This window comes from Hoeflea marina, from assembly GCF_003182275.1.
GTDB classification, from domain to species: domain Bacteria; phylum Pseudomonadota; class Alphaproteobacteria; order Rhizobiales; family Rhizobiaceae; genus Hoeflea; species Hoeflea marina.
The window spans coordinates 194,333-219,237 of the sequence record NZ_QGTR01000001.1 but is presented as its reverse complement, the minus strand read 5'-3'; the positions used below and the strand labels follow the sequence as shown (position 1 = coordinate 219,237).

The window sequence follows — 24,905 nt, the reverse complement described above, 5'->3', positions numbered from 1 at the left end:
GCCCAATGCGGAGAAGCCGGATCCATGCCGAGAAAACTGAGTTTCATTGCCTCCTCCTCGCCAGAGGCGCAGCTGGCGGCGCGTCATCTGGCAGCCCTCTACGGCAATGAGCGCCAGGAGGACGCCGAGGTCATCGTCGCGCTCGGCGGTGACGGCTTCATGCTGCAGACGCTGCACGAGCAGATGAATTCCGGCCGGCTGGTCTATGGCATGAACCGCGGCTCGGTCGGCTTTCTGATGAACGACTATTCCGACGCGGGCCTCAACGACCGCATCGACGCGGCGGTGGAGAACATCATCCGGCCGCTGGAAATGCGCGCCACCGACGCCGCCGGCGCCGAGCACCGATCTCTTGCCATCAACGAGGTGTCTCTGTTCCGGCAATCCTACCAGGCAGCCAAGCTGAGATTGTCCATCGACGACAAGGTGCGGCTCGAGGAACTGATCTGCGACGGGGTGATGGTGGCGACGCCCGCCGGCTCGACTGCCTACAATCTCTCGGCGCAGGGGCCGATCCTGCCGCTCGACGCGCAGCTGCTCGCCCTCACCCCGGTCAGCGCGTTTCGCCCGCGGCGCTGGCGCGGCGCGCTGCTGCCCAGCAAGTCCACCGTCACCATCGAGGTGCTGGAAGCCGACAAGCGGCCGGTCAACGCGGTCGCCGACCACATGGAAGTCAAATCCGTGATCCGGGTGGTGGTGGCCGAGGCGGCCGGTTCGACCACGCGGATCCTGACCGATTCCAGCCACTCCTGGAACGACCGCATTCTCGCCGAACAATTCCTGCATTAAACCGTTGTCTTTCATTCCGCAGTCCAACAGGTGACGTCCATGCCAACCCAGCCCGCATATCTCACGATCCGTCCAGCCCTCAAGCTTGCCGCCCTGCTGGCGCTGCTGGGACAGGTGTGGCTGCAGCCCGCCCTCGCCCAGGCTGCCCCGGGCACGGAGATCGAAACCCTGTCGGACCGGGTCATGTTCGTCGTCTCCGGCGGCTTCTGGGAAGGCCTTCCGAACGAGCAGGACGGCGGCGCGGCACCGGCGGATGGCGCGGCTCCCGACAGCGTGCCAGCGGCGGGCGCCGCGCAGGCCGAACCGGCGCCCGCCACCGGGGCCGCTGCCGACACTGAGCCGGCGCCGGAGGTGCTGACCATGCAGAAGGGTTACTACCGCATCGCCGCCGTTCGCGCCCAGGACAACCATTCGCTCTTCTACCTGCAGCAGGTGGCGCTCGGCGAGGACGGCCCGGACGTGGTCATGAGCATGGAGATTGCCGAACTCAGCGATCTCAAAGGCTACGTGACCGACATCCGCCCCGAGGATTCGAGCGGTTCGGCAAGCCAGCCCGGCTTTGCCGCCTATGTCCATATGAAACCGGATCTCGAGACGGTGGAGCCCGAAACATGGTCCGTGCTCATCGACGATCTCGGCGACATCACGGTCAGCCGCGCCGACAACTAGGCCGTTTTCGACGCATGTCGGACCATGGATCGTCATTCCGGACGCACCGGACGCAGAATCCTAGCGGAAGAGCGAGAGGATGTTCTGGGAATTGGAGTTGGCGATCGACAGGGACTGCATACCGAGCTGGCTCTGTGTCTGCAAAGCCTTGAGGCGGGTCGATTCCTTGTTCATGTCGGCATCCACGAGCCTGCCGATGCCGGTCTCCATAGTGTCCTGGAGGTTGCTGACGAAGTCGCTCTGCATGGCGACGCGCGACTGAAGAGAACCGATATTGGATGCGACATCGATCATCCGTTGCGACATGGCATCGACGATCTTGATCATCTCATCGAGTGTGGTGTCGGTCGTCGCCGCCGAAAGCACCATTTCAACCGTCGAGCCCGGATTGGTGGCTCCCTTGAAAAGCACATAGGCGGCGCTGGCCCCGACCGAAGTGGCAAAGGCGTCGCTGGTCAGGATGCCGTATTCGCCCACCCCGCCATTGTCGACGAGGTAGTTGACGCCTGTGATGCCGTAGCCGGTGGTCACGTCATAGGTGATGGTGCCGAGATCCACGGAGCCGTCCTGGTTGCGGACGAAGGAACCGACGAGGGTCTTGTCCTCCGAATCGGCGCTGGTATTCCACTCAAAGCCAGTTCTGGCCGTTGAAACTCGATGACGCCACGATCGACCGGAGCTGTTCCTTGAGTTGTGTCAGCTCCTTGTTGATCTTGGACTTGTCCACGCCCGGTTCGCGCGCGGCTATGAATTTCTTCTTGACCTCATCCACGACTTCGATGGCCGAATTCATGCCGGCATAGGCGGTATCGAGCGTGGCCGCGCCGAGCGCCAGGGCATCCTGTACGGACGACAGTGCCTTGACATCGGAGCGCATGGTGGTGGCGATGGACCAATAGGCGGCATTGTCAGCGGCGGTCTCGACCCTGTAGCCGCTGGAGATGCGCGACTGCGTGGTCTCCATCTGACCGTTGATCGACCGCAGCGTCTGCAGAGCGGACATCGCCGCAATATTTGTCGAAATGCTGGCCATGAATGCGCCCCAAGATTGCGACAAACATCAGATGCCTGAGATTTTCCGCCTCAACGCAGCACCTTTTCACATGCGAAATTTCGCCGATAAAGGTTAATGTGTTGTTACGGATTTCCGAAAAATGCTGAATTTTCAGGGGCGCGGCGGGATTAAGGTGGCGAATAAGCTGAAATCGCCCGGCGGCGCGGCGCCCGCAAATCCGCCGATATCGGATATCAGCGCCATGGCGTGCGCGCTGCGCGGCGAACAGTCCGGGCGCCGTGGAGTGCGCGACGCTGGTGGGGATCGCCCCTGCAGCGTCACCTTGCTACACCTGCACGCGGTCACATTGGCCTCCCTGGCTGCCGAACAGGCTGCCTCGCACAGACAAAAACGACGACGCACGATGCGCCGCCGTTCTGGCAACCTTGCCTGCCGTACCGCCAGAGAGCATTTCCGGACGACGGAAGTTTCATTTCGTCGTTCGAGAATTCAAGAACTGGGCGTGCTTTGGAGATTCACTCAGAGGCAAAAGCGAGCTAGTCGATGTCTTCGACAGCCTCTTTGCCACCATAGACGCGCTGGGCGAGCGCTGCCTCCATGAAGGGATCGAGCTTGCCGTCAAGCACGTCGGTCGGATTGGTGCTTTCGGTGCCGGTGCGCAGGTCCTTGACCAGCTGGTAGGGCTGCAGCACGTAGGAGCGGATCTGGTGGCCCCAGCCGATCTCGGCCTTGGTGGCTTCCGTCTCGCTCGCCGCATCCTCGCGCTTCTTGAGTTCGGCCTCGTAGAGCCGCGCCCGCAACATGTCCCAGGCCTTGGCCTTGTTCTTGTGCTGCGATCTTTCCTGCTGGCACTGGACCACGATATTGGTCGGAATGTGGGTGATGCGCACGGCGGAATCGGTGGTGTTGACGTGCTGGCCGCCGGCACCCGACGACCGATAGGTGTCGATGCGGCAGTCGCTTTCCTTGATGTCGATCTCGATCGAATCATCGATCACCGGATAGACCCAGATCGACGAGAACGAGGTGTGGCGGCGCGCCTGGCTGTCATAGGGCGAGATCCGCACCAGCCGGTGGACACCGGATTCGGTCTTCATCCAGCCATAGGCGTTGTGGCCCTTGATCAGCAGCGTCGCCGACTTGATGCCGGCTTCCTCGCCGTCATGGACTTCCATCAGCTCCACCTTCATCCGGTGGCGCTCGGCCCAGCGGGTGTACATGCGCAACAGCATGTTGGCCCAGTCCTGGCTCTCGGTGCCGCCGGCGCCGGAATGGACTTCGACATAGGTGTCGTTGCCGTCAGCCTCGCCGGACAGCAGCGACTCGATCTGCTGGCGCGTGACCTCGGTCCGCAATTCCTTGAGCGCGGCTTCTGCCTCGCGGACGATGCCGTCATCGCCCTCTTCCTCGCCCATTTCGATGAGCTCGAGATTGTCGTTGAGCTGCGTCTCGAGGCGAATCAGGCCGTTGATGCCGTCATCGAGCGACTGGCGCTCGCGCATCAGCTTCTGGGCCTCGACCGGATCATTCCAGATCGAGGCATCCTCTGCCTTGAAGTTCAGCTGTTCGAGACGCTTGAGGGCCGGTTCCCAGTCAAAGATGCCTCCTCAGCAGGCTTATGGCCTGCTTGATTTCGTCGACAACGACCTGGGTTTCTGAGCGCATGGTTCTTGGTGTCCGTAATCACTGAATCGGCAAATCGGGAAAGCGGGCGGAACATAGGGTCCGCTCCGCATGATGTAAAGGGCAGGAACCGAGGGTTCCGAACCGGTCCTGTGCATGTCGGCGAAACTGCGCCGCGGCGTCCGGACCAGGACATGCACTGCTGAAGAGAACCAGGGCACATCGCGCGAATCCGATTTCGCGCGACGTGTCTTCGTTTTGCGCGCGCTCCTTAGTAGAGCCCGCCCGTGCCCGAAACCACCGCGCGGTTGGCCTGCGGCGAGACATTGGTGATGTCCGCGCCGGTGGCGACGTCCTCCATGCCGATGACCGAATAGATGTCGGACGGGCCGGTGCCGGGCTTGAAGGCCTCCATGATCACGTCGGGCCCGCCAGGCTCGGCCTGCATGCCGGTCTTGCGGTTGATCGCGATCAGCTTCATGCCGTTGGGGATGCGGAAATCCACCGGCCGGGTGCCCTCGAGCGCGCCCAGCATGAAGTCATTGAAGACCGGAGCCGCCAGCGCGCCGCCGGTGGAGCCGCGGCCCATCGGCGTGGGATTGTCAAAGCCGATGAAGACGCCGGTGACCAGGTCGGGCGTGTAGCCGACGAACCAGGCGTCCTTTTCCTCGTTCGTGGTGCCGGTCTTGCCGGCGGTGGGGCGGCCGAGATTGACCTTGCTCGCCGCGGTGCCGCGGGTGACCACGCCTTCCATCATCGAGGTGATCTGGTAGGAGGTCATCGGGTCGAGCACCTGTTCTCGCTCATCAATGATCTCCGGCTCCTCCTGGTCGAGCCAGGCGGTGGCGACACAGGCGTCGCAGGTGCGATCCTCATGCCGGAATATGGTCTTGCCGTAGCGGTCCTGGATGCGGTCGATCAGCGACGGCTTGATCTGCTTGCCGCCGTTGGCGAGCACGGAATAGGCCGACACCATGCGCATGACCGTGGTCTCGCCCGACCCCAGCGACATGGCCAGAACCGGCAGCATCTTGTCGTAGAGGCCGAAGCGCTCAGCATATTCGGAAACCAGGTTCATGCCCATGTCCTGCGCCAGCCGCACCGTCATCAGGTTGCGCGACTTCTCGATGCCGAGGCGAAGCGTCGACGGACCGGCGGAATCTCCGCCATAGTTCTTCGGCTTCCAGACCTCTCCGCCCGACACAACCTCGATCGGCGCGTCGAGGACCACCGAGGCCGGCGTGTAGCCGTTGTCGAGAGCGGCGGAATAGACGAAGGGCTTGAAGGCGGAACCCGGCTGGCGCTGCGCCTGGGTGGCGCGGTTGAATTCCGACTGGGCGTAGGAAAAGCCGCCGACCATCGCCAGCACGCGACCGGTGTGCGGATCCATCGCAACCAGTGCGCCCTGGACCTTCGGCGGCTGCCGCATGCGCCAATGGGTGACGCCGTCCTCGCCCTTCCTGGGCTCGAAATAGATCACGTCGCCGGGGGCGGCCACTTCGGACGCCGTCTTGACGGTCTTGCGCTGCTTGTCGCGGTCGAGCCGGAAGGCCCATTTCATGTCCTCGGCGCGAACGGTGGCCGTCTCAGTGGCGACAGCCGCTCCGTCCGCCGCATCGGTTTCGGGGCGAATGCCGATCTCGAGTTCCGTGTCGGTGGCGGCGAGCACCACGCCGAGCTTCCACTCGGGCACGTCGCGCAGGGGTTCGATTTCGCTCAGCGCCTTGGCCCAGTCGCCGGTGATGGCGATCTGGGCGACGGGTCCGCGGAATCCGCGGCGCTCGTCGTAGCTGATCAGTCCCTTTTGCAGCGCCTTGCGCGCCAGTTCCTGCAAATGCGGATCGAGCGTCGTGCGCACCGACAGCCCGCCCTCATAGAGCGCATCGACGCCGTAGCGGTCGATCAGTTCACGCCGGACCTCCTCGGAAAAGTATTCCGAGGCGAACAGATAGGAACCGCTGCGGCGGGGAATGACGCCGAGCGGCTGCTTCTGCGCGTCCGCTCCGTCAGCCGCCGAGACATAGCCGTTCTCGACCATGCGGTCGATCACCCAGTTGCGGCGCTCGATGGCGCGCTCCGCCTGGCGGATGGGATGGTAGTTCGACGGCGCTTTCGGCAGCGCGGCAAGATAGGCGGTCTCGGCGATGGTCAGTTCGTTGACCGACTTGCCGAAATAGGTGAGCGCCGCGCCGGCGATGCCGTAGGCGTTCTGGCCGAAGAAGATCTCGTTGAGATAGAGCTCGAGAATCCGGTCCTTGGAATAGGCCTGCTCGATGCGGAACGACAGGATCGCTTCCTTGACCTTGCGGTCGATGGTCTGGTCGGCCGACAGCAGGAAGTTCTTGGCCACCTGCTGGGTGATGGTCGAGGCGCCGACCGGACGGCGGCCGGAGCCGAGATTCTGGATGTTGACGATCACCGCGCGCGCAAGGCCGGTGATGTCGACCCCCGGATGGGTGTAGAAATTCTTGTCCTCGGCGGAAATGAAGGCGGCCTTGACGCGGTCCGGAATGGCCTGAATCGGCAGGAACAGCCGCCGTTCATGGGCGTATTCGGCCATCAACTCGCCGTCGGCGGCGTGAACGCGCGTCGTCACGGGCGGCTCGTAGCTGTTGAGCACCTCATAGTCGGGCAGGTCCCTGGACACATCGCCGATGTACCAGGCCACGCCGGCGGCCACCATCAGGAACAGCACTGCGCCGATTCCGAAGAGATATCCAATCAGTCGTATCATTATTCTCTTACCGTTGACGGTTTACACAAACAGGCGAATTCACACCGGCATGGCCTTGTGGCCTACCATCCGGCTTAGCCCGGACAATGTGCGCAAAATAGGGCCGCAAGCCCGATTGAAAGGTCCGGCATCGGTCGAACCCTGACAGTGTGGCCATGACAACACGGCGATTCCATAGCATGAAACCGGTCGGCCTCACACGGAGATTCATCGCACCGCCTCGAGAATTGTCTCCCGGAAATCCTTCACGGATTGCGCCAGCAGACCGGCGGTGTGGTCGCGCCACTCCGGATCGGTGAGCAGTTTCTCGTCGTCGCGGTTGGACAGGTATCCGAGCTCGATGAGCACGGAGGGAACATCGGGCGCCTGCAGCACGCGGAACCCGGCCTGCCGATGCGGATTGTTGATCAGCTTGACCTGGCCCTCGAAGGAACTGACCACCTTGCCGGCGAGACCGTTGGAAAACACGCGCGTCTCGCTGCGGGCCAGATCGATGAGAATGCCGGCCACCAGGTCTGTCTTGCCGTCGAGATCGGCGCCGACCAGGGCGTCGTGCCGGTCTTCCTGCTCGACCAGCGACGCCGCCACCGAGTCCGACGCCTTGTCGGAGAGCGTGTAGACGGTGGCCCCGCGCAGGCTGCGCATGGCAATGGAATCGGCATGCAGCGAAATCAGCAGATCCGCGCGGCTGTCGCGGGCGAACTGCACCCGCCCCGACAATGACAGAAAACTGTCGTCGCTTCGGGTCATCAGCACCCGGATGCCGCCGATGGCCTTGAGCTTCTCATCGAGCGCCGCAGCGAAGGCCAGGGTGACGTCCTTTTCCTGGACGCCGTCAATGCCCTCCGCGCCGCCGTCGATGCCGCCGTGACCGGCGTCGATGACTACCGTGAACTGCTTGTCCGTTGCCGGCGCCAGCCGGCCGCCCCTCGCCGCGCCGCGCACCCAGTCGGTCTTCGCCACCAGCCCCGCGAACGTGTCCGGAGCGACGGCAACGGCATCCAGCACCATGCGAAAGCCGGCGCCGCCCTCGGCGGGCTGGGACTGTGCCAGATCCAGTTGCGCCGGACGGGCAAGCCCCAGAACGAGGCGCGAGCGCCCCTCCCCGGCCGAGCCGAAGCGGATGAGCTTGAACAGGCCGCGCGGATCGAGTTCGGCGGGCGGGAAGCCGAAAGCCGTTTCCGGCAGCTCGATGACGATGCGGTCGGGCCCGTCGAGATACCGGACCTGAAAATCCGGCTTGGCCTCGAACTCCATGACCAGACGGGTGCGCTGGTCGTCGCCGGCGACGCGTGCCGAAAACGCCACCAGCGGCCCGGGTCGCGGCGCGGCGGCGGTGGGCGCGGGCTCGATTGCCGGCTGCAGCACCTGGGCGTCGGCGCCCGGCACGAAGACGAAAGCCGCCGAGGCGAGCACCAGAACGGCCAGCACGATGCCGCGCGCGGCGGAAGGCAGCCGCGGCGCATTCCAGGTGCGGGTGCCCCGTCGCGCTTTCTCCCTGCCTGACACCGTCATGCCCATTCTCGCTGCATTGCCTTTCATCCGGGATCCGCCTCGTGTCGAATCATCCAAGCCGACCCGCGTGTCAGGACCGTGGCAGTACATGGTTAACCTGACGTTTACCACGATGGCACAGCCAGGATTGCTCTGGTCAGACCAATTGATGCGAGCCGTTGTTTCGGCACCGGTCCGGAAAGTGTTTTCAGCTTGCAAGATTCGATGCCAGACCATAAAAGCGATAGTTGGGAAAGAGTTTTGACGGGATAGAACTGTCACCCTTTCGGCCGCCACCCCGGACTGGGGTAAACCGGCGCCAGGTGTGCTGATCATCCGTCGTCCAGCCGCTCTCTCTCCCCGGGAACCACCGGACCGTCTGGCCTTGCGAGGCAGGTCGGCCTTGATACGGTCCCGCACAGGAGGCCGGACATGCGGCACGGCGCTACGCCGGACGCATCATGGCCGCCAGATTGATTGAACCCGGCAGAGTGAAAATCTGCCACAACATCGCGGCGACCCCTCGCCGCAGCACCCCGCAAGGGGTTTCATCGGTCCGAAAGGACTACACGGAAATGCATTTCCAGTCGGCGCGATTGATGGTGAAGAAGCGGAAATTGTTACGAGTGAACCGGTCCAGGGCAGCGATTGCCCAGGCTTCGGCCTTCCCGCGCACCACCGCCAGCCGCACGTTGGAATATCTTTTATCCGGCACGACCCGTGCCGTCTCTCCACTGCCCTGCTGGACAGGACATGGACAGGACCAGACGCGGGCGCGCCGAGGAGCGCATATTAAATGGCAGAGAAAATGCTTATCGACGCCTCCCATCCCGAGGAGACCCGCGTCGTTGTCGTTCGTGGTTCACGGATAGAGGAATTCGACTTCGAGTCGCAGCACAAGAAACAGATTCGCGGCAACATCTATTTGGCAAAAGTCACCCGCGTGGAGCCGTCGCTCCAGGCCGCCTTTGTCGATTATGGCGGCAATCGCCACGGTTTCCTGGCCTTCGCTGAAATCCACCCCGACTATTACCAGATCCCGCTGGCCGACCGGCAGGCGCTGCTTCTCGCCGAGGCGGAGGATGCGCGCAACGATCCCGATTTCGAAAGTGCCGACGAGGAGCCGGAGGCCAAGCCGGCGCGCAAGCCCGCCGCCGCTGAAGCCCGCAGCGAGGCCTCCGCCGACAAGAACGGCAAGCCGCGCGCCCGCCGCTCGCGCCGCGGGCGCAAGCAGTCCGATGACACGACTTCATCCGATGAGTCGGGCGAAGACGATGCCGCGGCCGAAGCATCCGCGGACGACAGCGCGGCCGCCGGCGACACGTCCGGAGCTGCTGGCGCTGACAGCACTGGTGCCGAGACCAGCGGCGATGATGACGCCGGCAACGACAATGGCGGCGACAAGCCGACCACCATGTCCGCCGATGTCGAGGCCGAGGAAATCTCCGAGCCCGTCAGGCAGCGCGGCAACAAGGGCCGCCGTTCGCGCAACGACGACAGGGACGATGCGTCCGAGGAGGACAACGTCGAATCCGTCGGCGCCGAGGATGCCCAGGAAGAACTCCCCGATCGTCCGGTCCGCAAGCCGCGCAAGCAGTATCGCATCCAGGAAGTCATCAAGCGCCGCCAGATCCTCCTGGTCCAGGTCGTCAAGGAAGAACGCGGCAACAAGGGCGCGGCGCTGACCACCTATCTGTCGCTGGCCGGTCGCTATTCGGTGCTGATGCCGAACACGGCGCGCGGCGGCGGCATCTCGCGCAAGATCACCAATGTGGTCGACCGCAAGCGCCTCAAGGAAATCGCCCGCGAACTGGAAGTGCCCAAGGGCATGGGCGTGATCCTGCGCACCGCAGGCGCCAACCGCACCCGCGTCGAGATCAAGCGCGACTTCGAATATCTGATGCGCCTGTGGGAGAACGTGCGCAACCTGACGCTCCGCTCCACCTCGCCCTGCCTCGTCTATGAGGAAGGCAGCCTGATCAAGCGCTCGATCCGCGACCTTTACAACAAGGACATCAGCGAGATCGTCGTTTCCGGCGAGGAGGGCTACCGCGAAGCCAAGGACTTCATGAAGATGCTGATGCCGAGCCACGCCAAGGTGGTTCAGCCCTATCGCGAGCTGATGCCGATCTTTGCCCGCTCGGGCATCGACGCGCAGCTCGATCGCATGCTGCAGCCGCAGGTGACGCTCAAGTCGGGCGGCTACATCATCATCAACCAGACCGAAGCGCTGGTGGCCATCGACGTCAACTCCGGCCGTTCGACCCGCGAGCATTCGATCGAGGACACCGCGCTGCAGACCAACCTGGAGGCGGCAGAAGAGGTCGCCCGCCAGTTGCGCCTGCGTGACCTTGCCGGCCTGATCGTGATCGATTTCATCGACATGGAGGAAAACCGCAACAACCGTGCGGTGGAGAAGCGGGTCAAGGATTGCCTCAAGAGCGACCGCGCCCGCATCCAGGTCGGACGCATCTCGCATTTCGGCCTTCTGGAAATGTCGCGCCAGCGCATCCGCGCCTCGGTGCTCGAAAGCACGACCCAGGTCTGCCCGCATTGCGCGGGCACCGGCCTGATCCGCTCGGAATCGTCGGTGGCGCTGCACGTCATCCGCGGCATCGAGGAGTATCTGCTCAAGAACACCACGCACAACATCACCGTGCGCACCACGGCCGATACCGCGCTCTACATGCTCAACCACAAGCGCGAGACCATCATGGACCTCGAGCGCCGTTTCGGACTGGCGATCAGCTTCGTCGCCGATGCCGGTGTGGCCGCGCAGCATTTTGCCATCGACCGCGGCATGGCCGTGGAAAACCCGGTCAGCATCGAACACATCACCGCCGCCTCGATGAACTACGTGGTCGAAGAGGACGATGATCTCGACATCGTCGAGGAAGTGGACGACGAGGACGTCGCGGCTGTGGAGCCCGCCAAGGCGGCTGCCGCCGAGACCCGCACCGAGTCCAGGTCCGAGGCGCCCGCCGCCGAGGACCGCGAGGACGGCCAAGGCCGCAAGCGCAGGCGCCGCAGGCGTCGCGGCGGACGCCGCACCGAAGGCGATATGGAATCGGGCCCGGAAGGCCAGACAGCCCAGTCGGGTGACGACGCAGACTCCGGCGACGACGACGGCGATGACGAGGACACGGCAACCGACGCCACGGCCACTGCGGCCGAGGGTGACGACCAGCGTCCGGCCAAGCGCCGCCGGCGCGGCAAGCGTGGCGGTCGCCGCAATCGCGAGGACGAACGCGGCACGGAAGGATCCGACGAGGCCCAGGCCTCGGGCGATGCATCCGACGAGGCCGATGCGGGCTCTTCCGAGGCTGATGAAGCCGTGGAGGGAGGCGACGCGCAAGCCGCCATCGAAGGCGTCGACCACACCCGCTCGAATGCCCGTCAGGAAGCCGCCGCCGATCTGGAGTCGCCCGAAATCGCGATCGAAGTGATCGAGGAGGTGGTAACCAAGCCGGCCAAGCCGGCGCCGCGCAAGCGCCGCACCAAGGCGATGATCGCGGCCGAAGCCGCCGAGGCGGAGGCGCTTGCTGCGGCCGAAGCCGAGGCAGCCCTGGCATCGACCGGCGATCTGGCGGCCGAGGCCGCGGCGCCGGTAGTCACCGAGGACGCGGCTCCCGCCGCCGACAAGGAAGCCGCCAGCCAGGCCGACGTCGAGGAGAAGGCGTCCGAGCCCTCCAAGCCTGCCGAAGCCGCGCCAGCCGCGCAGAAGCCGGTGGTCACGTCGTCGGCCGAAGAGCCCGCGGCAGACAAGCCGAAAAAGGGTGGCTGGTGGCAGAAGCGCGGGTTCTTCTGATCCCGCGACTCCAGACCTGAGAATCAAGAACCGGCGGTCATCCCGCCGGTTTTTTTGTCTTCAGAGTTCCCAATGAAGTGCGGGTTGCGGCGCGCAAGGTCCCAATTCATGTCGCCCGGAAGTGTGCAGCGGTTTCGGGTCACGACATGTGCAATTAGAAAGATCCAAAGCACGTCGCATGAATCTGATTTCCCGCGATGCGCTTTATCGGGCGCAGAGCCAGGCCTGCATGCGGTCGAGCGCGGTCTCCATCTCGGCATGGCTTCCGGCATAGGAAAAGCGCATGAAGCGCGAGCCTTCGACCGGGTCGAAATCCCTGCCCGGCGTCGCAGCGACATGGATGGCGCCGAGCATCTCGCGGGCGAACGCCATCGAATCGTTGCTGTGGCGGGAGACGTCGCACCAGGCATAGAACGCCCCGTCCATGGGGGCCGCCAGCGGCAGGCCCAGTTCCGGCAGCCGCCTCGAGAGCAATTCGCGGTTCTTGACATAGCCTTCTCGCACCGCCTCCATCTCCATGTAGGCCTCGGCGCTCAGCGCCGCTTCGGCTGCGACCTGCGAGAGTTCCGGCGCGCTGATATAGAGGCTCTGGGCCAGGCACTCGATCGGCCGCACCAGATCCTCCGGCAGCACCATCCAGCCGATGCGCCAGCCGGTCATGCAGAAATACTTGGAGAAGGAATTGATGATCACCGCCCGGTCGGAGATCTCCAGCGCCGTGGTCTCGCCCCCGGCATAGGTGAGGCCGTGATAGATCTCGTCGGAGATGAAGGCCACGTCGCGGGCGTGGCACCAGGCGTCGAGTTCGCTCAGCGCGGCACGTGATGTGACGGCGCCGGTCGGATTGGCGGGACTGGCAATCAGCACCCCGGAAATGCGGAACCCGCCCTCCCGCTCGGCCGCCTCGATGGCATCCGGCGTCAGCGCATTGCCGGTGTCGGGGCCGACATGGATTTCGACCACCTTGAGGCCGAGGGCCGCAAGGATGTTGCGGTAGGCCGGATAGCCCGGCCGCGAGATCGCCACATGGTCGCCGGGGCTGAACAATTGCAGGAAGGCCAGGTTGAAGCCAGCCGACGATCCGGTGGTCACCGCGATGCGGGCCGGATCCGGCCGAATGCCGTGGGTGCGCTGGTAGTGATCGGCGATCGCCGCGCGCAGGCTGCCCGTGCCGAGCGCATCCGTGTAGCCGATGCGTCCGGCTTCAAGCGCCTTCCGGGCGGCCATGAGCGCCGGCCGGGGCGCCGGATGCGCCGGCTGGCCGACCGCCATCGACACGACGTCGTGGCCTTGCACGCGCAGCCGGGTGGCGGCGGCCAGCACGTCCATGGCGTGGAACGGTTCGACGGACGGCTTGCGCTTGATGGCCACGGGCATCTCCTTGTTGTCAGGTCATGGAGCCGCCGCATCCCCGATGAACATGCCGGCCATCGGCGCGCGGCATGGCGCCCGATTGCCGAATGGCCGCACAATTGCCCGATTGTCGTGGCGTTCACAAGAGCGCGAGCGCGAACAATGCCGCATCCTCCGGCATTTCCTTTTGCCCGCATGAAGGTTAGGTTTGCCGCACACCATGGGCTCGGGCTCGGCCCGAGCGGAGAGGTTATCTTGGCTCTGACGACAACGACATTTTTCCGACGGATGGCTGCGGCCACCATGATGCTGGCCATGACCGCCACTTCCCCGGCGCTGGCCCAGGGCCGCGTCTCGGTGGTGCGGGATGCGGAAATCGAAACCCTGCTGCTCGATTACGCGACGCCGGTGCTGAAGGCCGCCGGTCTCAACCGCAACGGCGTTGAGGTGATCATCGTCAACGATCCGAGCTTCAACGCGTTTGTCGACGGGCGCCGGATCTTCATCAACACCGGCGCGCTGATGTCGTCGGAAGTGCCCAACGAGATCATCGGCGTCATCGCGCACGAGGCCGGGCACCTGGCCGGCGGCCACCAGCATCGTCTGCGCGAGCAGATGGCGCGCGCCCGAACGATGGCCATTGTCGGCGGCCTGCTGGGCGCGGGTGCCGTTGTTGCCGGCAGCGTGTCGGGAAATTCCGGCGGAGCCAGCGGCGGCGCCGCCATCGCCTCGGCGGCCCCCTCCATGGCGATGCGCGGGCTGCTCTCCTACCGGCGCTCGGAAGAGATGAATGCCGACCAGGCGGCGGCCAAGTATCTGTCAGCCACCCGCCAGTCCGCCAAGGGCATGCTGACCACTTTCCAGCGGTTCTCGCAGAGCCTGTCGCTGGCGGGCGTGCAGGTCGACCAGTACCAGATCAGCCACCCGCTGCCGCGCGAACGCATCGCGCTGCTCGAGAGCCTGGCCGAGGCCAGTCCCTATTTCGACACCGCCGATCCCGCCAGCCTGATTGCCCGCCACCAGATGATGCGCGCCAAGATCGCCGCCTATTCCGGCGGCCAGGCAGCCGTCTCCCGCCTGTTCAAGGATCGCGGCTCGCTGGCCGCGAAATATGGCGACGCCATCGCCACGGATCTCGGCGGCAATTCGGCCGCGGCGCTGAAGAAGCTCGACGCGCTGGTCGCGGCCAGTCCGTCCAACCCCTATATCCACGAGTTCCGCGGCGAGGTGCTGCTCAAGCTGCACAAGGCGGCTGACGCGGCGAAGGCCTTCGACAAGGCGTTGAAGCTCGATCGCAGCAGGTCCGGCCTGATCCGGGCCCGTCTCGGCGTCGCGCTGCTGGCCACCGGCGACAAGCACCAGATCGACCGGGCGGTCGATGAACTCGGCCGGGCCCTGCAGAGCGATCCCGACAATTACGCCGCCTATCTCAGCCTCAGCCAGGCCTATGGCGCCAGCGGCGACATCGGCAATGCGGAACTGGCCATGGCCGAAGGCAATTACCGTGCCGGCAACGTCAAGCAGGCCAAGATCTTTGCCGCCCGCGCCGCGGGCAAGCTGCCGCCGAAATCGCCCGGCGCGCGCCGCGCCAACGACATCTTAACCATCGGAAAATAGACAGGACCCTCCCCAAGCCGGGCAGCGTCGCAGAAAGGTTCACGACCATGACATTCCGCAGCAAATCGGTGCTCGCAGCCATCGGCCTCATCGGCCTGATGGCTCTGCCCACCACGGCCTCCGCTCTTGACGACGCCCAGAAGCAGGAGTTCGGCGCCTTCATCCGCGAATATCTCCTGGCCAATCCGGAAATCATCGAGGAGATGCAGACCGCTCTCGAAGCCAGGAAGCAGGACGAACAGGCACAGGTGGCGCAGGCGGCGATCACGTCCAACAGGGATGCGATCTTCCACGACGCCAACGACATGATCATCGGCAATCCGGATGGCGACGTCTCCATCGTCGAATTCTTCGACTACAACTGCGGCTACTGCAAGCGCGCCATGGCCGACATGACCGGCATCGTCGAGCAGGACCCGAATGTCCGTTTCGTGCTCAAGGAATTTCCCATCCTCGGGCCGGACTCGCTCGCAGCCCACCGCGTCTCGATGGCATTTCGCAAGCTGATGCCGGAGAAATATGGCGAATTCCATCTTGAACTGCTCGGCGGCAGCGTGCATGCCACGGAAGCCCATGCCATCGACATCGCCACCTCGCTCGGCGCCGACGAGGCCAGGCTGCGCGAGGCCATGAAGGATCCCTCCGTCGATGCCTCGATCAAGCAGGCCTACACGCTCGCCAATGACCTGGGCATCTCGGGAACCCCATCCTATGTGGTCGGCGATGAAGCGGTTTTCGGAGCCATGGGCGCGGATGTGCTGCTGAGCAAGATCGCCAATGTGCGCGCCTGCAACAGCGCAACCTGCTGAGCGGCATGCCGTCAACCGCACGCCAATCGCTTGTGGACAATGAAGCCATTGCAGCAAAACCCTTTCGCCGGGGCCTTGCTGCTTGTATATGTCGTTTTCCATTGCGGTCAGAGACGGCTGCGGGGCGCCTTTGAGGCGTCCTCACAGGCGGCAGCGGGCGGAATTGGCAAGAGCGCGAACGGGACAACGAAGACCCTAGGCGAAGATCATAGGAGCCTTCCCCTTGTTAGGCGACGTCAGACCCGGCAAACCATTGCCGGGGCGAGATGCCGCATCAAGGGGATGGCATCCTCATCAACGAACACAAAGGCAAAGTCCGATGGCAACAAGAAAACCGGGGATCGATCAGGACCTGATCCGTGATTTGGCCAATATTCTCAACGAGACCGATCTGACGGAAATCGAGGTCCAGCAGGACGATCTGCGCATCCGCGTCTCGCGCGCCGGCACGCCGCAATATGTGCAGGCGCCGATGGCCTCGCCACAGGCCCAGGCACCTTCGCCCGCCGCTGCGGCAGAGGCCGCTCCGGCGGCCGCGCCCTCCGGAAATGTCGTGCCCGCGCCGATGGTCGGCACGGTCTATATGTCGCCGGCGCCGGGCGCCCGCCCCTTCATCGAGGTCGGCCAGTCGGTGACGGAAGGCCAGACCATCCTGATCATCGAAGCCATGAAGACGATGAACCAGATCGCCTCGCCGCGCGCCGGGAAGGTCACCGAAATCATGGTCAGCGACGGACACCCGGTGGAATACGGCGAGCCGATGATCGTGATTTCATAAGGTGGCACAGGTGATGATTTCCAAGATCCTCATTGCAAACCGGGGCGAGATTGCCCTGCGGGTGCTGCGCGCCTGCAAGGAGCTCGGCATCGCCACCGTGGCGGTCCACTCAACCGCCGATGCCAATGCCATGCATGTGCGGCTTGCCGACGAGAGCGTCTGCATCGGTCCGCCGCCGTCGCGCGACAGCTATCTCAACATCCACCAGATCGTGGCTGCCTGCGAGATCACCGGCGCCGATGCGGTTCATCCGGGCTACGGCTTCCTGTCCGAGAACGCCAAGTTCGCCGATATTCTCGATGCCCACGGCATCACCTTCATCGGCCCCACGGCCGATCACATCCGCATCATGGGCGACAAGATCACCGCGAAGAAAACCGCGGAAGCCCTTGGCATTCCGGTGGTTCCCGGCTCTGTGGGTGAGATCCGCACCGACGAGGAAGCCGTCGAGATCGCCACCAAGATCGGCTTTCCGGTCATCATCAAGGCCACCGCCGGCGGCGGCGGCCGCGGCATGAAGGTGGCCAACAATGTCGGCGAACTGTCGATAGCCCTCTCCACGGCGCGCTCCGAAGCGGGCGCTGCCTTCGGCAACGAAGCCGTCTATATCGAGAAATATCTCGCCCATCCGCGCCACATCGAGGTCCAGGTCATGGGCGACGGTGAAGGCAACGCGGTGCATCTGGGCGAGCGCGACTGCTCTTTGCAGCGACGCCACCAGAAGGTCTGGGAAGAGGCCAATTCGCCCTCGCTCAATGTCAGCCAGCGCTCGGAGATCGGCGAGATCTGCGCGGCCGCCATGCGCAAGCTTAAGTACCGCGGCGCCGGGACGGTGGAGTTTCTCTACGAGGACGGCAATTTCTACTTCATCGAGATGAACACCCGCCTGCAGGTCGAACACCCCGTCACCGAGGCCATCACCGGCATCGATCTGGTCAACGAGCAGATCCGCATCGCCTCGGGCGGCGGCCTGTCGGTCACGCAGGACGAGATCCGGTTCTCCGGCCACGCCATCGAGTGCCGCATCAATGCCGAGGACCCGAGCACCTTCGTCCCCTCGCCCGGCACCATCACCCACTACCACACGCCCGGCGGACTGGGCGTGCGCGTCGATTCCGGTGTCTACCAGGGCTACAAGATCCCGCCCTACTACGACAGCCTCATCGGCAAGCTGATCGTGCACGGCCGCACACGGGTGGAATGCATGATGCGCCTGCGCCGCGCGCTCGACGAGTTCGTGGTCGACGGCATCAGCACGACGCTGCCGCTGTTTCGCGATCTGCTGGCGAACCCGGACATCGCCAATGGAGACTACGACATCCACTGGCTGGAAAAATTCCTTGCCGACAAAGCCGGGAAATAGACCCATGGCTCCCGGATCGTTCGCCCGATCCGGGACCTGACCATGGGGCGGACATCCTCGCCTCCGCCGATCACACCGGAACTCCTGCTCCGCGCCTATGCGGCGGGGCTGTTTCCGATGGCCGAATCGGCGAATGATCCGGAGCTGTTCTGGGTCGAACCCGAGACCCGCGGCGTCATTCCCCTCGACGCATTCCACATTCCCAGGAGCCTTGCCCGGACGGTGCGCCGTGCGCCCTTCGACATCCGGTTCGACCATGACTTCCCGGCGGTGATGGCGGCTTGCGCCGAATCCGTCGAGGGCAGGCCCTCGACCTGGATCAACGCCACCATCACCGACCTCTATACGAGCCTGCACCGGCTCGGCCACGCCCATTCGGTGGAGGCCTGGCAGGACGGCAGGCTGGTGGGCGGGCTCTATGGCGTGTCGCTCAGGCAGGCCTTCTTCGGCGAAAGCATGTTCTCGCGCGTCACCGACGCCTCGAAGGTGTGCCTGGTGCATCTGGTCGAGCGGATGAAGCGCAATGGCTTCACGCTGCTCGACACCCAGTTCACCACCGATCACCTCAAGCGCTTCGGTGCCATCGACGTGCCGCGGGACGCCTATTACCGGATGCTCGACGCGGCTCTTGACGGCCCCGACCGGCCGTTCGACTGAACAGAAGCCGCTTGCGCGCCCGCGCCGGCGCCCGCTTTCCGCGCACTCATCGGCAGGCGTGCGGCTTCGCGGCCCTCATATTCCGGAACCATTCGGCGATGCGGACGTTCAGGAGGTGGACGGGATGCTTCCGCGTGCAACGCCACGCCGGAAACTTGCCATTGAATGGACGTGATGGCGCGCCAGGAAACTGCCTGTCGCGCTTGAAGCGTGAAACACTTGGAGACGCCCCATGCGAATTTCTTCCCGACTGCTTGCTTCCAGCGCCATCGCGCTGGTGACGAGCGCCAGCATTGCCATCGCCCTTCCCGTCCGACCGCAGGTCTCCAGCAGTGAGTCCGCCGGCTTTGCCCGGCTGATCGACCGCGTGCAGGTGAGCGTGCCGGAGGCTGAAGCCGCCCTCGCCGCCGCCCAGGCGAAGCTCGCAGAGGCCCAGGCCAGCGGTGGAGACGTCGGGGCAGCCCAGGCGGAAGTCGCCCAGGCTCAGGCCGAACTTGCGGCCGCGCAGAGCGCCGTTTCCGCCCCTGCAGCCGAAGCACCGCCTGCGCCTGAGGCGCCTGCCGCCGAAGCACCCGCTCCGGAAGCTCCCGCGCCGCAGGCGGAGGCGCCCGCCCCCGAGGCGCCCGCCGCCGAGCCGCAGGCGGAAGCGCCTGCTCCCGAGGTCCAGCCGGAGGCCCCTGCTGTCGAAGCACCGCCTGCGCCCGAAGCGCCTGCCGCCGAAGCACCCGCTCCGGAAGCTCCCGCGCCGGAAGCAGCCCCCGCCGAGGCCCCTGCGGTAGAGACCGCTCCCGAAGCACAGCCGGAGGCGCCTGCAGCAGAGGCGCCGGCAGCGCCGCAGCCTGAAGCTCCGGCCGCCGAAGCCGTGCCGGAAGCGGAAGCGCCTGCAGCAGACGCACCGACTCCCGCAGCCGAAGCACCGGCCGGGGAAGCCGCGCCGGCCGATGGAGCGCCCGCAGCCGAGCAGACGGCTCCCACGCCTGAGGCCAAGCCCGCCGCCGATGCGCCGACCCCTGAGGCCAAGCCCGCCGCCGAAGCACCTGCGCCCGGCGCCGAGCCCGCCGCCGAAGCTGCGCCCGCCGGGGGACAGACTGAATCGACCATCGCCGTGACGCCAGAAGCCACGCTGCCGGTGGAAAATGGCGCGCCGGTTCTCGACAGCGCCAAGGAAGAGCCCGCTCCGGCCGCCGCGGATGGCTCCGCCCCTGCCCCTGCCCAGGCTGCGGCCCCTGCAGAGCCCGCCGCTCCGCCGCCGAGCACGGACGCCGAAGCGCAGGCCGCCATCTCGGCCGACGTACGCCAGGAGAAGGCGCCCAATCCGCTTGCCGAGGAGAGCACCGGCGAGCGTCGGCGCGACCGTCCTGACCGGGAAGACCGCCGCGACGACCGCGAAGTCGTCAAGCGGGACGGCGACCGCGTGATCTTCCAGTTCAACAACCGGATCATCGTCCGTGGAGGCGACGACCAGCGCATGCGCGGCGCCAGGGACGAGGTCTATTACGAGGATCTTCCCCGTGGCCGCACCCGCGAAGTCATCGTTCGTCCGAACGGCGTCGAGCTGGTGACCATCACCAACCGCTGGGGCGACGTCATCCAGCGTTCGCGCGTCATGCCGGACGGTCGCGAGATCGTGCTGTCCTACAATCCGCGCTACGACCGCGAGGAACGCGTCGCCTATCAGGATCCGGGCCGCGACCTGCCGCCGCTGCGGCTGACGATTCCGATCGAGGACTACATCCTCGATGCCACGGACGCCGACCAGAGCGACTATCTCGACTTCCTCATGGAGCCCCCGGTCGAACGGGTCGAGCGGCTCTACTCGGTCGAGGAGGTGCGCCAGTCCTCCCGCATCCGCGACAAGGTGCGCCGCGTCGACATGGACACGCTGACCTTCGACTTCGGCAAGGCGACCATCGCCGAGGACCAGATCGAGAGCCTGAGCAATGTCGCCAGCGCCATGACCGAGATTCTGGACCGCAATCCCGCCGAGACCTTCCTGCTTGAAGGCCACACCGACGCGGTCGGCACGGATCAGGCCAATCTGCTTCTGTCCGACAAGCGTGCGGAAGCGATTGCGGAAGCGCTGACCGGCGTGTTCGGGATCCCGCCGGAAAACCTGGTGGCCCAGGGCTACGGCGAGCAGTATCTCAAGGTCCGGACCGAGAAGCCCGAGAAGCTCAATCGACGGGTCGCCATCCGCCGCATCACGCCACTGGTGACGCCCATCGCCGCCAACTGACGCCAGGCTCTTCGACGATCACAGACCCCGGACCGCTCTTGCGGCCCGGGGTTTTTCGCGCCCGAGCGGGCGCGACCGGGACACCGAGCCGGGATGAAGCGCCGGCCCTTGAATTCATGCGCCGCTTTTATATGTTCCATATACGAATCATATGGAGAGCATCATGGGCATTGTCAGCATAGACGACGACCTGCACGACCAATTGCGGAGGGCGAGCAAGGTGTCATGCCGCTCGATCAATGCGCAGGCCGCCTACTGGATCAAGTTCGGGATGCTTTGCGAGACCAATCCGACGCTCAGCTTCATCGAGATCATGGACCGCGAACTCACGTCAGCCGGCGTGTGCGCCCAGGCGACGGAGGCGAGCGCGGCATGACGAAACAGCCGCGCGAGCTCGCCCTGCTCGCCGAATCCGGACGGCTGCTCGCCTCCGTCTTCGAACTTCTGGATCGTACGCCTCTCGCGGGGCGCTCGACGCTGCAGATCAATGAGATGGTCGAGCGGTTCATCGTCGAAGAGCTCCAGGCCCGCCCCGCCAGCAAGGGCCAGTACGGCTACGGCTTCGTGCTCAATTCCTCGGTCAACGACGTGGTCTGCCACGGAGTCCCTTCGCCGTCGAGCGTGCTTGCGGACGGCGACATCGTCAATTTCGACATCACGCTCGAGAAGAACGGCTACATCGCCGATTCCAGCAAGACCTATCTCGTCGGAGAGGTGCATCCCGCCGCCAGGAAGCTGGTCCGGACCACCTACGAGGCGCTGTGGATGGGCATAAGGGCCGTTCGTCCCGGCGCGCGGCTCGGGGACATCGGCTGGGCGATCGAACGGCACGCAAAGAAGAACGGCTATTCCGTGGTGCGCGAATATTGCGGCCACGGCATCGGCAGGGACATGCATGAGGAGCCGCAGATCACCCATTTCGGACGGCCTGGAACCGGTCTCGCCCTGCGCGAGGGCATGGTCTTCACCATCGAACCGATGCTCAACCGCGGTCGCAGGAGCGTGCGGACCGAGGCTGACGGATGGACCGTGGTCACCAGGGACGGCTCGCTGTCGGCGCAGTTCGAGCACACGGTCGCGGTCACCGCGACCGGCGTTTCGGTGCTGACGCTGCGTCCGGACGAACGCGCCGCGTGAGCGGCGGCAGCGGTCTGAGCACCCGTCAACCCCAACCGGTCCGGGCAGTTCTCAGCGACACGCGGCGCCACACGTCACCCGCGGCGCCGGCACGGCCGCCTACGCGTCATGTCTGGCCGCGGAAGCCGCGAGTTTTCGCCTGATTTCGGCGCGGGCGCGCCGACGCTCGCGCTTTCCCGATCTGTATCCGCAAATCAGGTCGCGGATCGAGCAATTGAGCGGCGGCTTCCGGCTGGCGCGCACCGAACGCAGGGCCAGGTCAGGACGCAGCCGCATCAGGTCTGCCAGCACGGCGCGGGCAATCATGTAGCGGAATATCTCGGGAAACCGCTCGGGATAGCCGGGATTGCTGCGGTAGAGGGCGGCATAGGCGGGGACGGCGGGTTGCAACGCGGTGATCGCGTCGCCCGAGATGGTCTTGACCCAGTCGATGGTGCCTGAGAGACGGGCGCCGTGGCTGCGCGCCAGCCGCAGCAGCAGATCGCCGTCCTGGTAGCGCGGAAGACTTGCATCAAACCCGCCCACTGCCCGCAGCGCTTCGGTGCGCATGGTGAGCGAGGTGCCGGCCATGTAGATCACCTGCGCCATCACCGCGAGTTCCAGATCCGCGGGCGCCAGAAAGCCTGCCGGATTGACATTGACGATCTCGCGGCCCGCGCCCTCTGTGCGGAAGGAACTGATCGACACGGTCGTTTCCGGATCGCCCTCGAAGATCGCAAGCGTGGTCTCGATCCGGTGCGGCAGGTAGAGGTCGTCGGAATCCAGCAGCGTGGTCAGCGGCGCCCGCGCAAGCGCAATGGCGGCGTTGCGGGCGGCATTGGCGCCGCTTCGCTCCGGCAGGCGGTGATAGACGATCCGGCTGTCGCCGAGCGCCCGCACAGCCGCCTCGGTGCCATCGGTAGAGCCGTCATCGGCGATGATGTGCTCATGCACCCCGACGCTCTGGGAGCGCACGCTGTCGATGGCCCGCAGCAGTGCTTCGCGACGGTTGTAGGTGGGGGTGATGATGGAGATGCGTGGCAGCAAGACGGCTCACCTTGGTTTGGAGCATTTGGATTGCAGCACCGGGGACCTCGACGCCGGCAAATTGTCGTCAGCCGGCGCTGTCGGCGGGCAGCCATTCGATCGCCAGCCCGGTGCCGGTGTTGTAGTAACGCCCTGCTATCAGGCGCGCGGCAGCGGCGCGTCTTTGCGCGCGGTTGCGGACCAGCGAGCCGAGCAGCAGACGGGCGAGACTGCCGAGCGAGGACACGATCGGCGTGAAATTGCGCGGGTCAAGACCAAAGACTGGCTCGTCGCTTCCGCCAAACCGGGCTATGGCGCCGCGCATGAAGCGCTCGACGTCCTCATTGCCGATGCATGGCAACTCGGCAATCGGCGTGCGCGCAGGTTCGCCCGCAGCCCCCCAGGTGTAGGGCTTGCCGGTACGCGGGTGGATACCATAGGCCAGAACATGGCAGCCCAGACCCAGGACCTCAAGATCCTGCCAGCGGACGGTGACGACCGGCTCGCGGCATCTGTACAGCAGCACCCGGCGCGGCCATCGGCCCATGCGCAGCAGCGGCGTATCGCCAAGGGCTTCGCGGGCCACCGCCTCCATCGCATCCGCTCGCTCAGGAACGCGGGCATCGATGTCGACGGCCGCAACAAAAGAGCCACATCCGAGGCCGACACCCGCGCCGGGATGGCTTCCGGCGATGCGCTGCACGTCGTCGGCACTGGCGATGTCGCAACAGCCCGCCCGCCAGTGGCTGCGTTCGAGCAGCTTCTTGCCGCGGGCGATGACCGGCACGACGCTGTAGCCGTTTGCCGCCACCTGCGGCGCAAGATCGGCAAAGAAGCCGGCGCCGGGCGCAGCTTGAGCCGGCCCGGAGGGCAATCCCGGACCGGGATTGGCTTCGGAAGTGCTCACCGGCGCCGTGACAAGTCCACGCGAGGTGGCGGGGATACTTGGCGCAAGGCGCCCGATCGAAATCGCGCGGGTTTGGCTGCGTCCCTTGCGCAGCCGAAGCGCGAGTTGCGACGCGAGCCAGGATCGGGACGACAGCCAGTCGACGAGATAGCTGCGGTCGATTCTGAGCGCCATGGCCGATGAAGCAGACACGGCCCCGAGATCGTCCGGGCGCTCGAAGAGACGGCGAATTTCGGCATTGCTTATGGCCGGCAGCCGCGAGACCGGAATGCGGTCGGGGCCGCCCTCAAGCCAGCCGCCGTCGCCTGAGTGGCCGTCATCGCGGCGATAGGCTATGACGCGCGAGGCCAGGCCGAACACTTCGATGTCCGGCGACCTGTGGCAGACAATCGGTCCCGCGGCCGCATAGACAAGGGCAAGCCTGCCATCGGCTTGGCGGCGGCAAAGCCCGGTGCGCCCCAACTCGGCCTCCACCGCTGCGCGCCGGTCGGCTGCGACCATCACCACGGCCACGCTGCGTCCGCAGGCAATCCAGATGTCGGCTTCGGGTTTCCGCGTCAGCGCCGCCTCGACCTTCGCCCTCGAAGGCGCGATCCAGCAGGCGGTGCGCCAGTCACCCCGACCGCCGTCACCGTCATCCATGACCAGATGGAACCCGTTTTCGACACTGTCGGTAGCCCGCCGAAAAATCCGATCTGTTGCTGTCGCCACCATCATGTCGTCATTGCCCAAGATGCCCTCCGGACCGCAAGGCAGCACTGCCGGCGCGCGGCCGGCGAAAGGTAAATCCCCGCACTATTTGGTAATATAGTAGATGCGCGAATGCAATTCACCGCCATTGCGTTGCATCATGGTGCAGAACGGAAGACCATGCCCGAAAGAGGGCTGGCTATCGTGCGGGCGGATGGGAA

Annotated in this window: 18 protein-coding genes and 1 pseudogene; 11 read left to right on the top strand and 8 right to left on the bottom strand. The window is 65.3% G+C overall.

Features of this window, described 5'->3' with window-relative positions:
- The first annotated feature begins 24 nt into the window (after positions 1 to 24).
- Together DFR52_RS01065 and DFR52_RS01060 are read left to right on the top strand one after the other, a co-directional pair.
- Complete coding sequence (locus tag DFR52_RS01065) at positions 25 to 789, top strand: NAD kinase (RefSeq protein WP_110030083.1); 765 nt, start codon at positions 25 to 27, stop codon at positions 787 to 789.
- 39 nt (positions 790 to 828) lie between these two features.
- Complete coding sequence (locus DFR52_RS01060) at positions 829 to 1,458, top strand: hypothetical protein (protein ID WP_110030082.1); 630 nt, start codon at positions 829 to 831, stop codon at positions 1,456 to 1,458.
- Between the two features lie 60 nt (positions 1,459 to 1,518).
- Here DFR52_RS01060 and DFR52_RS24935 read toward each other — a convergent pair.
- From DFR52_RS24935 to DFR52_RS24380, 5 genes and pseudogenes are all read right to left on the bottom strand, one after another.
- A pseudogene (locus DFR52_RS24935) lies at positions 1,519 to 2,491 on the bottom strand (flagellin N-terminal helical domain-containing protein).
- A 518-nt stretch (positions 2,492 to 3,009) separates the two neighbouring features.
- Positions 3,010 to 4,138 (bottom strand): peptide chain release factor 2 gene (prfB, locus tag DFR52_RS01050; protein WP_170132200.1). Its coding sequence is split into 2 segments (ribosomal slippage): positions 3,010 to 4,068 and positions 4,070 to 4,138, totalling 1,128 coding nucleotides; the frame shifts between segments, so codons are not numbered across the junction.
- Positions 4,139 to 4,367: 229 nt separating this feature from the next.
- Entirely contained in the window at positions 4,368 to 6,830 is a 2,463-nt protein-coding gene (locus tag DFR52_RS01045; protein ID WP_110030080.1) for a penicillin-binding protein 1A, read from the bottom strand.
- 207 nt (positions 6,831 to 7,037) lie between these two features.
- The gene (locus DFR52_RS01040) at positions 7,038 to 8,372 is read right to left on the bottom strand and encodes an N-acetylmuramoyl-L-alanine amidase (protein WP_245415145.1); all 1,335 of its coding nucleotides are present in this window, start codon (positions 8,370 to 8,372) and stop codon (positions 7,038 to 7,040) included.
- Positions 8,373 to 8,889: 517 nt separating this feature from the next.
- Positions 8,890 to 9,039, bottom strand: a complete 150-nt coding sequence (locus tag DFR52_RS24380) for a hypothetical protein (RefSeq protein ID WP_158284823.1) — start codon at positions 9,037 to 9,039, stop codon at positions 8,890 to 8,892.
- A gap of 81 nt (positions 9,040 to 9,120) precedes the next feature.
- Here DFR52_RS24380 and DFR52_RS01035 point away from each other — a divergent pair, with 81 nt between their 5' ends.
- Entirely contained in the window at positions 9,121 to 12,132 is a 3,012-nt protein-coding gene (locus tag DFR52_RS01035) for an Rne/Rng family ribonuclease (RefSeq protein WP_110030079.1), read from the top strand.
- Between the two features lie 204 nt (positions 12,133 to 12,336).
- Here the strand turns inward: DFR52_RS01035 and DFR52_RS01030 are convergent, their stop codons facing one another.
- The gene (locus DFR52_RS01030) at positions 12,337 to 13,509 is read right to left on the bottom strand and encodes a pyridoxal phosphate-dependent aminotransferase (RefSeq protein ID WP_170132199.1); all 1,173 of its coding nucleotides are present in this window, start codon (positions 13,507 to 13,509) and stop codon (positions 12,337 to 12,339) included.
- A 264-nt stretch (positions 13,510 to 13,773) separates the two neighbouring features.
- Between DFR52_RS01030 and DFR52_RS01025 the strand changes: the two genes are divergently transcribed.
- From DFR52_RS01025 to map, 8 genes are all read left to right on the top strand, one after another.
- A complete protein-coding gene (locus DFR52_RS01025; RefSeq protein WP_110030078.1) occupies positions 13,774 to 15,102 on the top strand; it encodes a M48 family metalloprotease in 1,329 nt (442 codons plus the stop codon).
- 47 nt (positions 15,103 to 15,149) lie between these two features.
- Positions 15,150 to 15,911 carry a DsbA family protein gene (locus tag DFR52_RS01020; RefSeq protein ID WP_110030077.1) on the top strand — a complete coding sequence of 254 codons (762 nt, stop codon included), beginning with the start codon at positions 15,150 to 15,152 and terminating at the stop codon, positions 15,909 to 15,911.
- A 319-nt stretch (positions 15,912 to 16,230) separates the two neighbouring features.
- Entirely contained in the window at positions 16,231 to 16,689 is a 459-nt protein-coding gene (gene accB, locus DFR52_RS01015; protein WP_110030076.1) for an acetyl-CoA carboxylase biotin carboxyl carrier protein, read from the top strand.
- A gap of 13 nt (positions 16,690 to 16,702) precedes the next feature.
- On the top strand, positions 16,703 to 18,052 hold the full coding sequence (gene accC, locus DFR52_RS01010) for an acetyl-CoA carboxylase biotin carboxylase subunit (protein ID WP_110031055.1): 1,350 nt from the start codon (positions 16,703 to 16,705) through the stop codon (positions 18,050 to 18,052).
- A gap of 42 nt (positions 18,053 to 18,094) precedes the next feature.
- Complete coding sequence (gene aat, locus DFR52_RS01005; RefSeq protein ID WP_110030075.1) at positions 18,095 to 18,709, top strand: leucyl/phenylalanyl-tRNA--protein transferase; 615 nt, start codon at positions 18,095 to 18,097, stop codon at positions 18,707 to 18,709.
- 232 nt (positions 18,710 to 18,941) lie between these two features.
- Positions 18,942 to 20,945, top strand: a complete 2,004-nt coding sequence (locus DFR52_RS01000; RefSeq protein ID WP_110030074.1) for an OmpA family protein — start codon at positions 18,942 to 18,944, stop codon at positions 20,943 to 20,945.
- Between the two features lie 163 nt (positions 20,946 to 21,108).
- On the top strand, positions 21,109 to 21,321 hold the full coding sequence (locus DFR52_RS00995) for a ParD-like family protein (protein WP_110030073.1): 213 nt from the start codon (positions 21,109 to 21,111) through the stop codon (positions 21,319 to 21,321).
- Positions 21,318 to 22,082: a type I methionyl aminopeptidase gene (map, locus tag DFR52_RS00990; protein ID WP_110030072.1), complete on the top strand. Its 765-nt coding sequence runs from the start codon at positions 21,318 to 21,320 to the stop codon at positions 22,080 to 22,082. Before DFR52_RS00995 ends, map begins: the two co-directional genes overlap by 4 nt.
- A gap of 99 nt (positions 22,083 to 22,181) precedes the next feature.
- On the opposite strand, the gene DFR52_RS00985 is transcribed toward map, so the two are convergent.
- Positions 22,182 to 23,108 carry a glycosyltransferase family 2 protein gene (locus DFR52_RS00985; RefSeq protein ID WP_110030071.1) on the bottom strand — a complete coding sequence of 309 codons (927 nt, stop codon included), beginning with the start codon at positions 23,106 to 23,108 and terminating at the stop codon, positions 22,182 to 22,184.
- A 67-nt stretch (positions 23,109 to 23,175) separates the two neighbouring features.
- Positions 23,176 to 24,726, bottom strand: coding sequence for a bifunctional DNA primase/polymerase (locus DFR52_RS00980; RefSeq protein ID WP_110030070.1), 1,551 nt, complete (start codon positions 24,724 to 24,726; stop codon positions 23,176 to 23,178).
- Positions 24,727 to 24,905 lie beyond the last annotated feature (179 nt).

What these genes read in the sequence shown, in the direction of transcription:
- DFR52_RS00995 (WP_110030073.1), top strand. Translation starts at nt 21,109, where the DNA reads ATGGGCATTGTCAGCATAGACGACGACCTGCACGACCAATTGCGGAGG.
- DFR52_RS01065 (WP_110030083.1), top strand. Translation starts at nt 25, where the DNA reads ATGCCGAGAAAACTGAGTTTCATTGCCTCCTCCTCGCCAGAGGCGCAG.
- DFR52_RS01030 (WP_170132199.1), bottom strand. Translation starts at nt 13,509, where the DNA reads ATGCCCGTGGCCATCAAGCGCAAGCCGTCCGTCGAACCGTTCCACGCC.
- DFR52_RS01020 (WP_110030077.1), top strand. Translation starts at nt 15,150, where the DNA reads ATGACATTCCGCAGCAAATCGGTGCTCGCAGCCATCGGCCTCATCGGC.
- DFR52_RS01040 (WP_245415145.1), bottom strand. Translation starts at nt 8,372, where the DNA reads ATGAAAGGCAATGCAGCGAGAATGGGCATGACGGTGTCAGGCAGGGAG.
- DFR52_RS01025 (WP_110030078.1), top strand. Translation starts at nt 13,774, where the DNA reads ATGGCTGCGGCCACCATGATGCTGGCCATGACCGCCACTTCCCCGGCG.
- accC (WP_110031055.1), top strand. Translation starts at nt 16,703, where the DNA reads ATGATTTCCAAGATCCTCATTGCAAACCGGGGCGAGATTGCCCTGCGG.
- DFR52_RS01000 (WP_110030074.1), top strand. Translation starts at nt 18,942, where the DNA reads ATGCGAATTTCTTCCCGACTGCTTGCTTCCAGCGCCATCGCGCTGGTG.
- map (WP_110030072.1), top strand. Translation starts at nt 21,318, where the DNA reads ATGACGAAACAGCCGCGCGAGCTCGCCCTGCTCGCCGAATCCGGACGG.
- aat (WP_110030075.1), top strand. Translation starts at nt 18,095, where the DNA reads ATGGGGCGGACATCCTCGCCTCCGCCGATCACACCGGAACTCCTGCTC.
- DFR52_RS01035 (WP_110030079.1), top strand. Translation starts at nt 9,121, where the DNA reads ATGGCAGAGAAAATGCTTATCGACGCCTCCCATCCCGAGGAGACCCGC.
- DFR52_RS01045 (WP_110030080.1), bottom strand. Translation starts at nt 6,830, where the DNA reads ATGATACGACTGATTGGATATCTCTTCGGAATCGGCGCAGTGCTGTTC.
- DFR52_RS01060 (WP_110030082.1), top strand. Translation starts at nt 829, where the DNA reads ATGCCAACCCAGCCCGCATATCTCACGATCCGTCCAGCCCTCAAGCTT.
- accB (WP_110030076.1), top strand. Translation starts at nt 16,231, where the DNA reads ATGGCAACAAGAAAACCGGGGATCGATCAGGACCTGATCCGTGATTTG.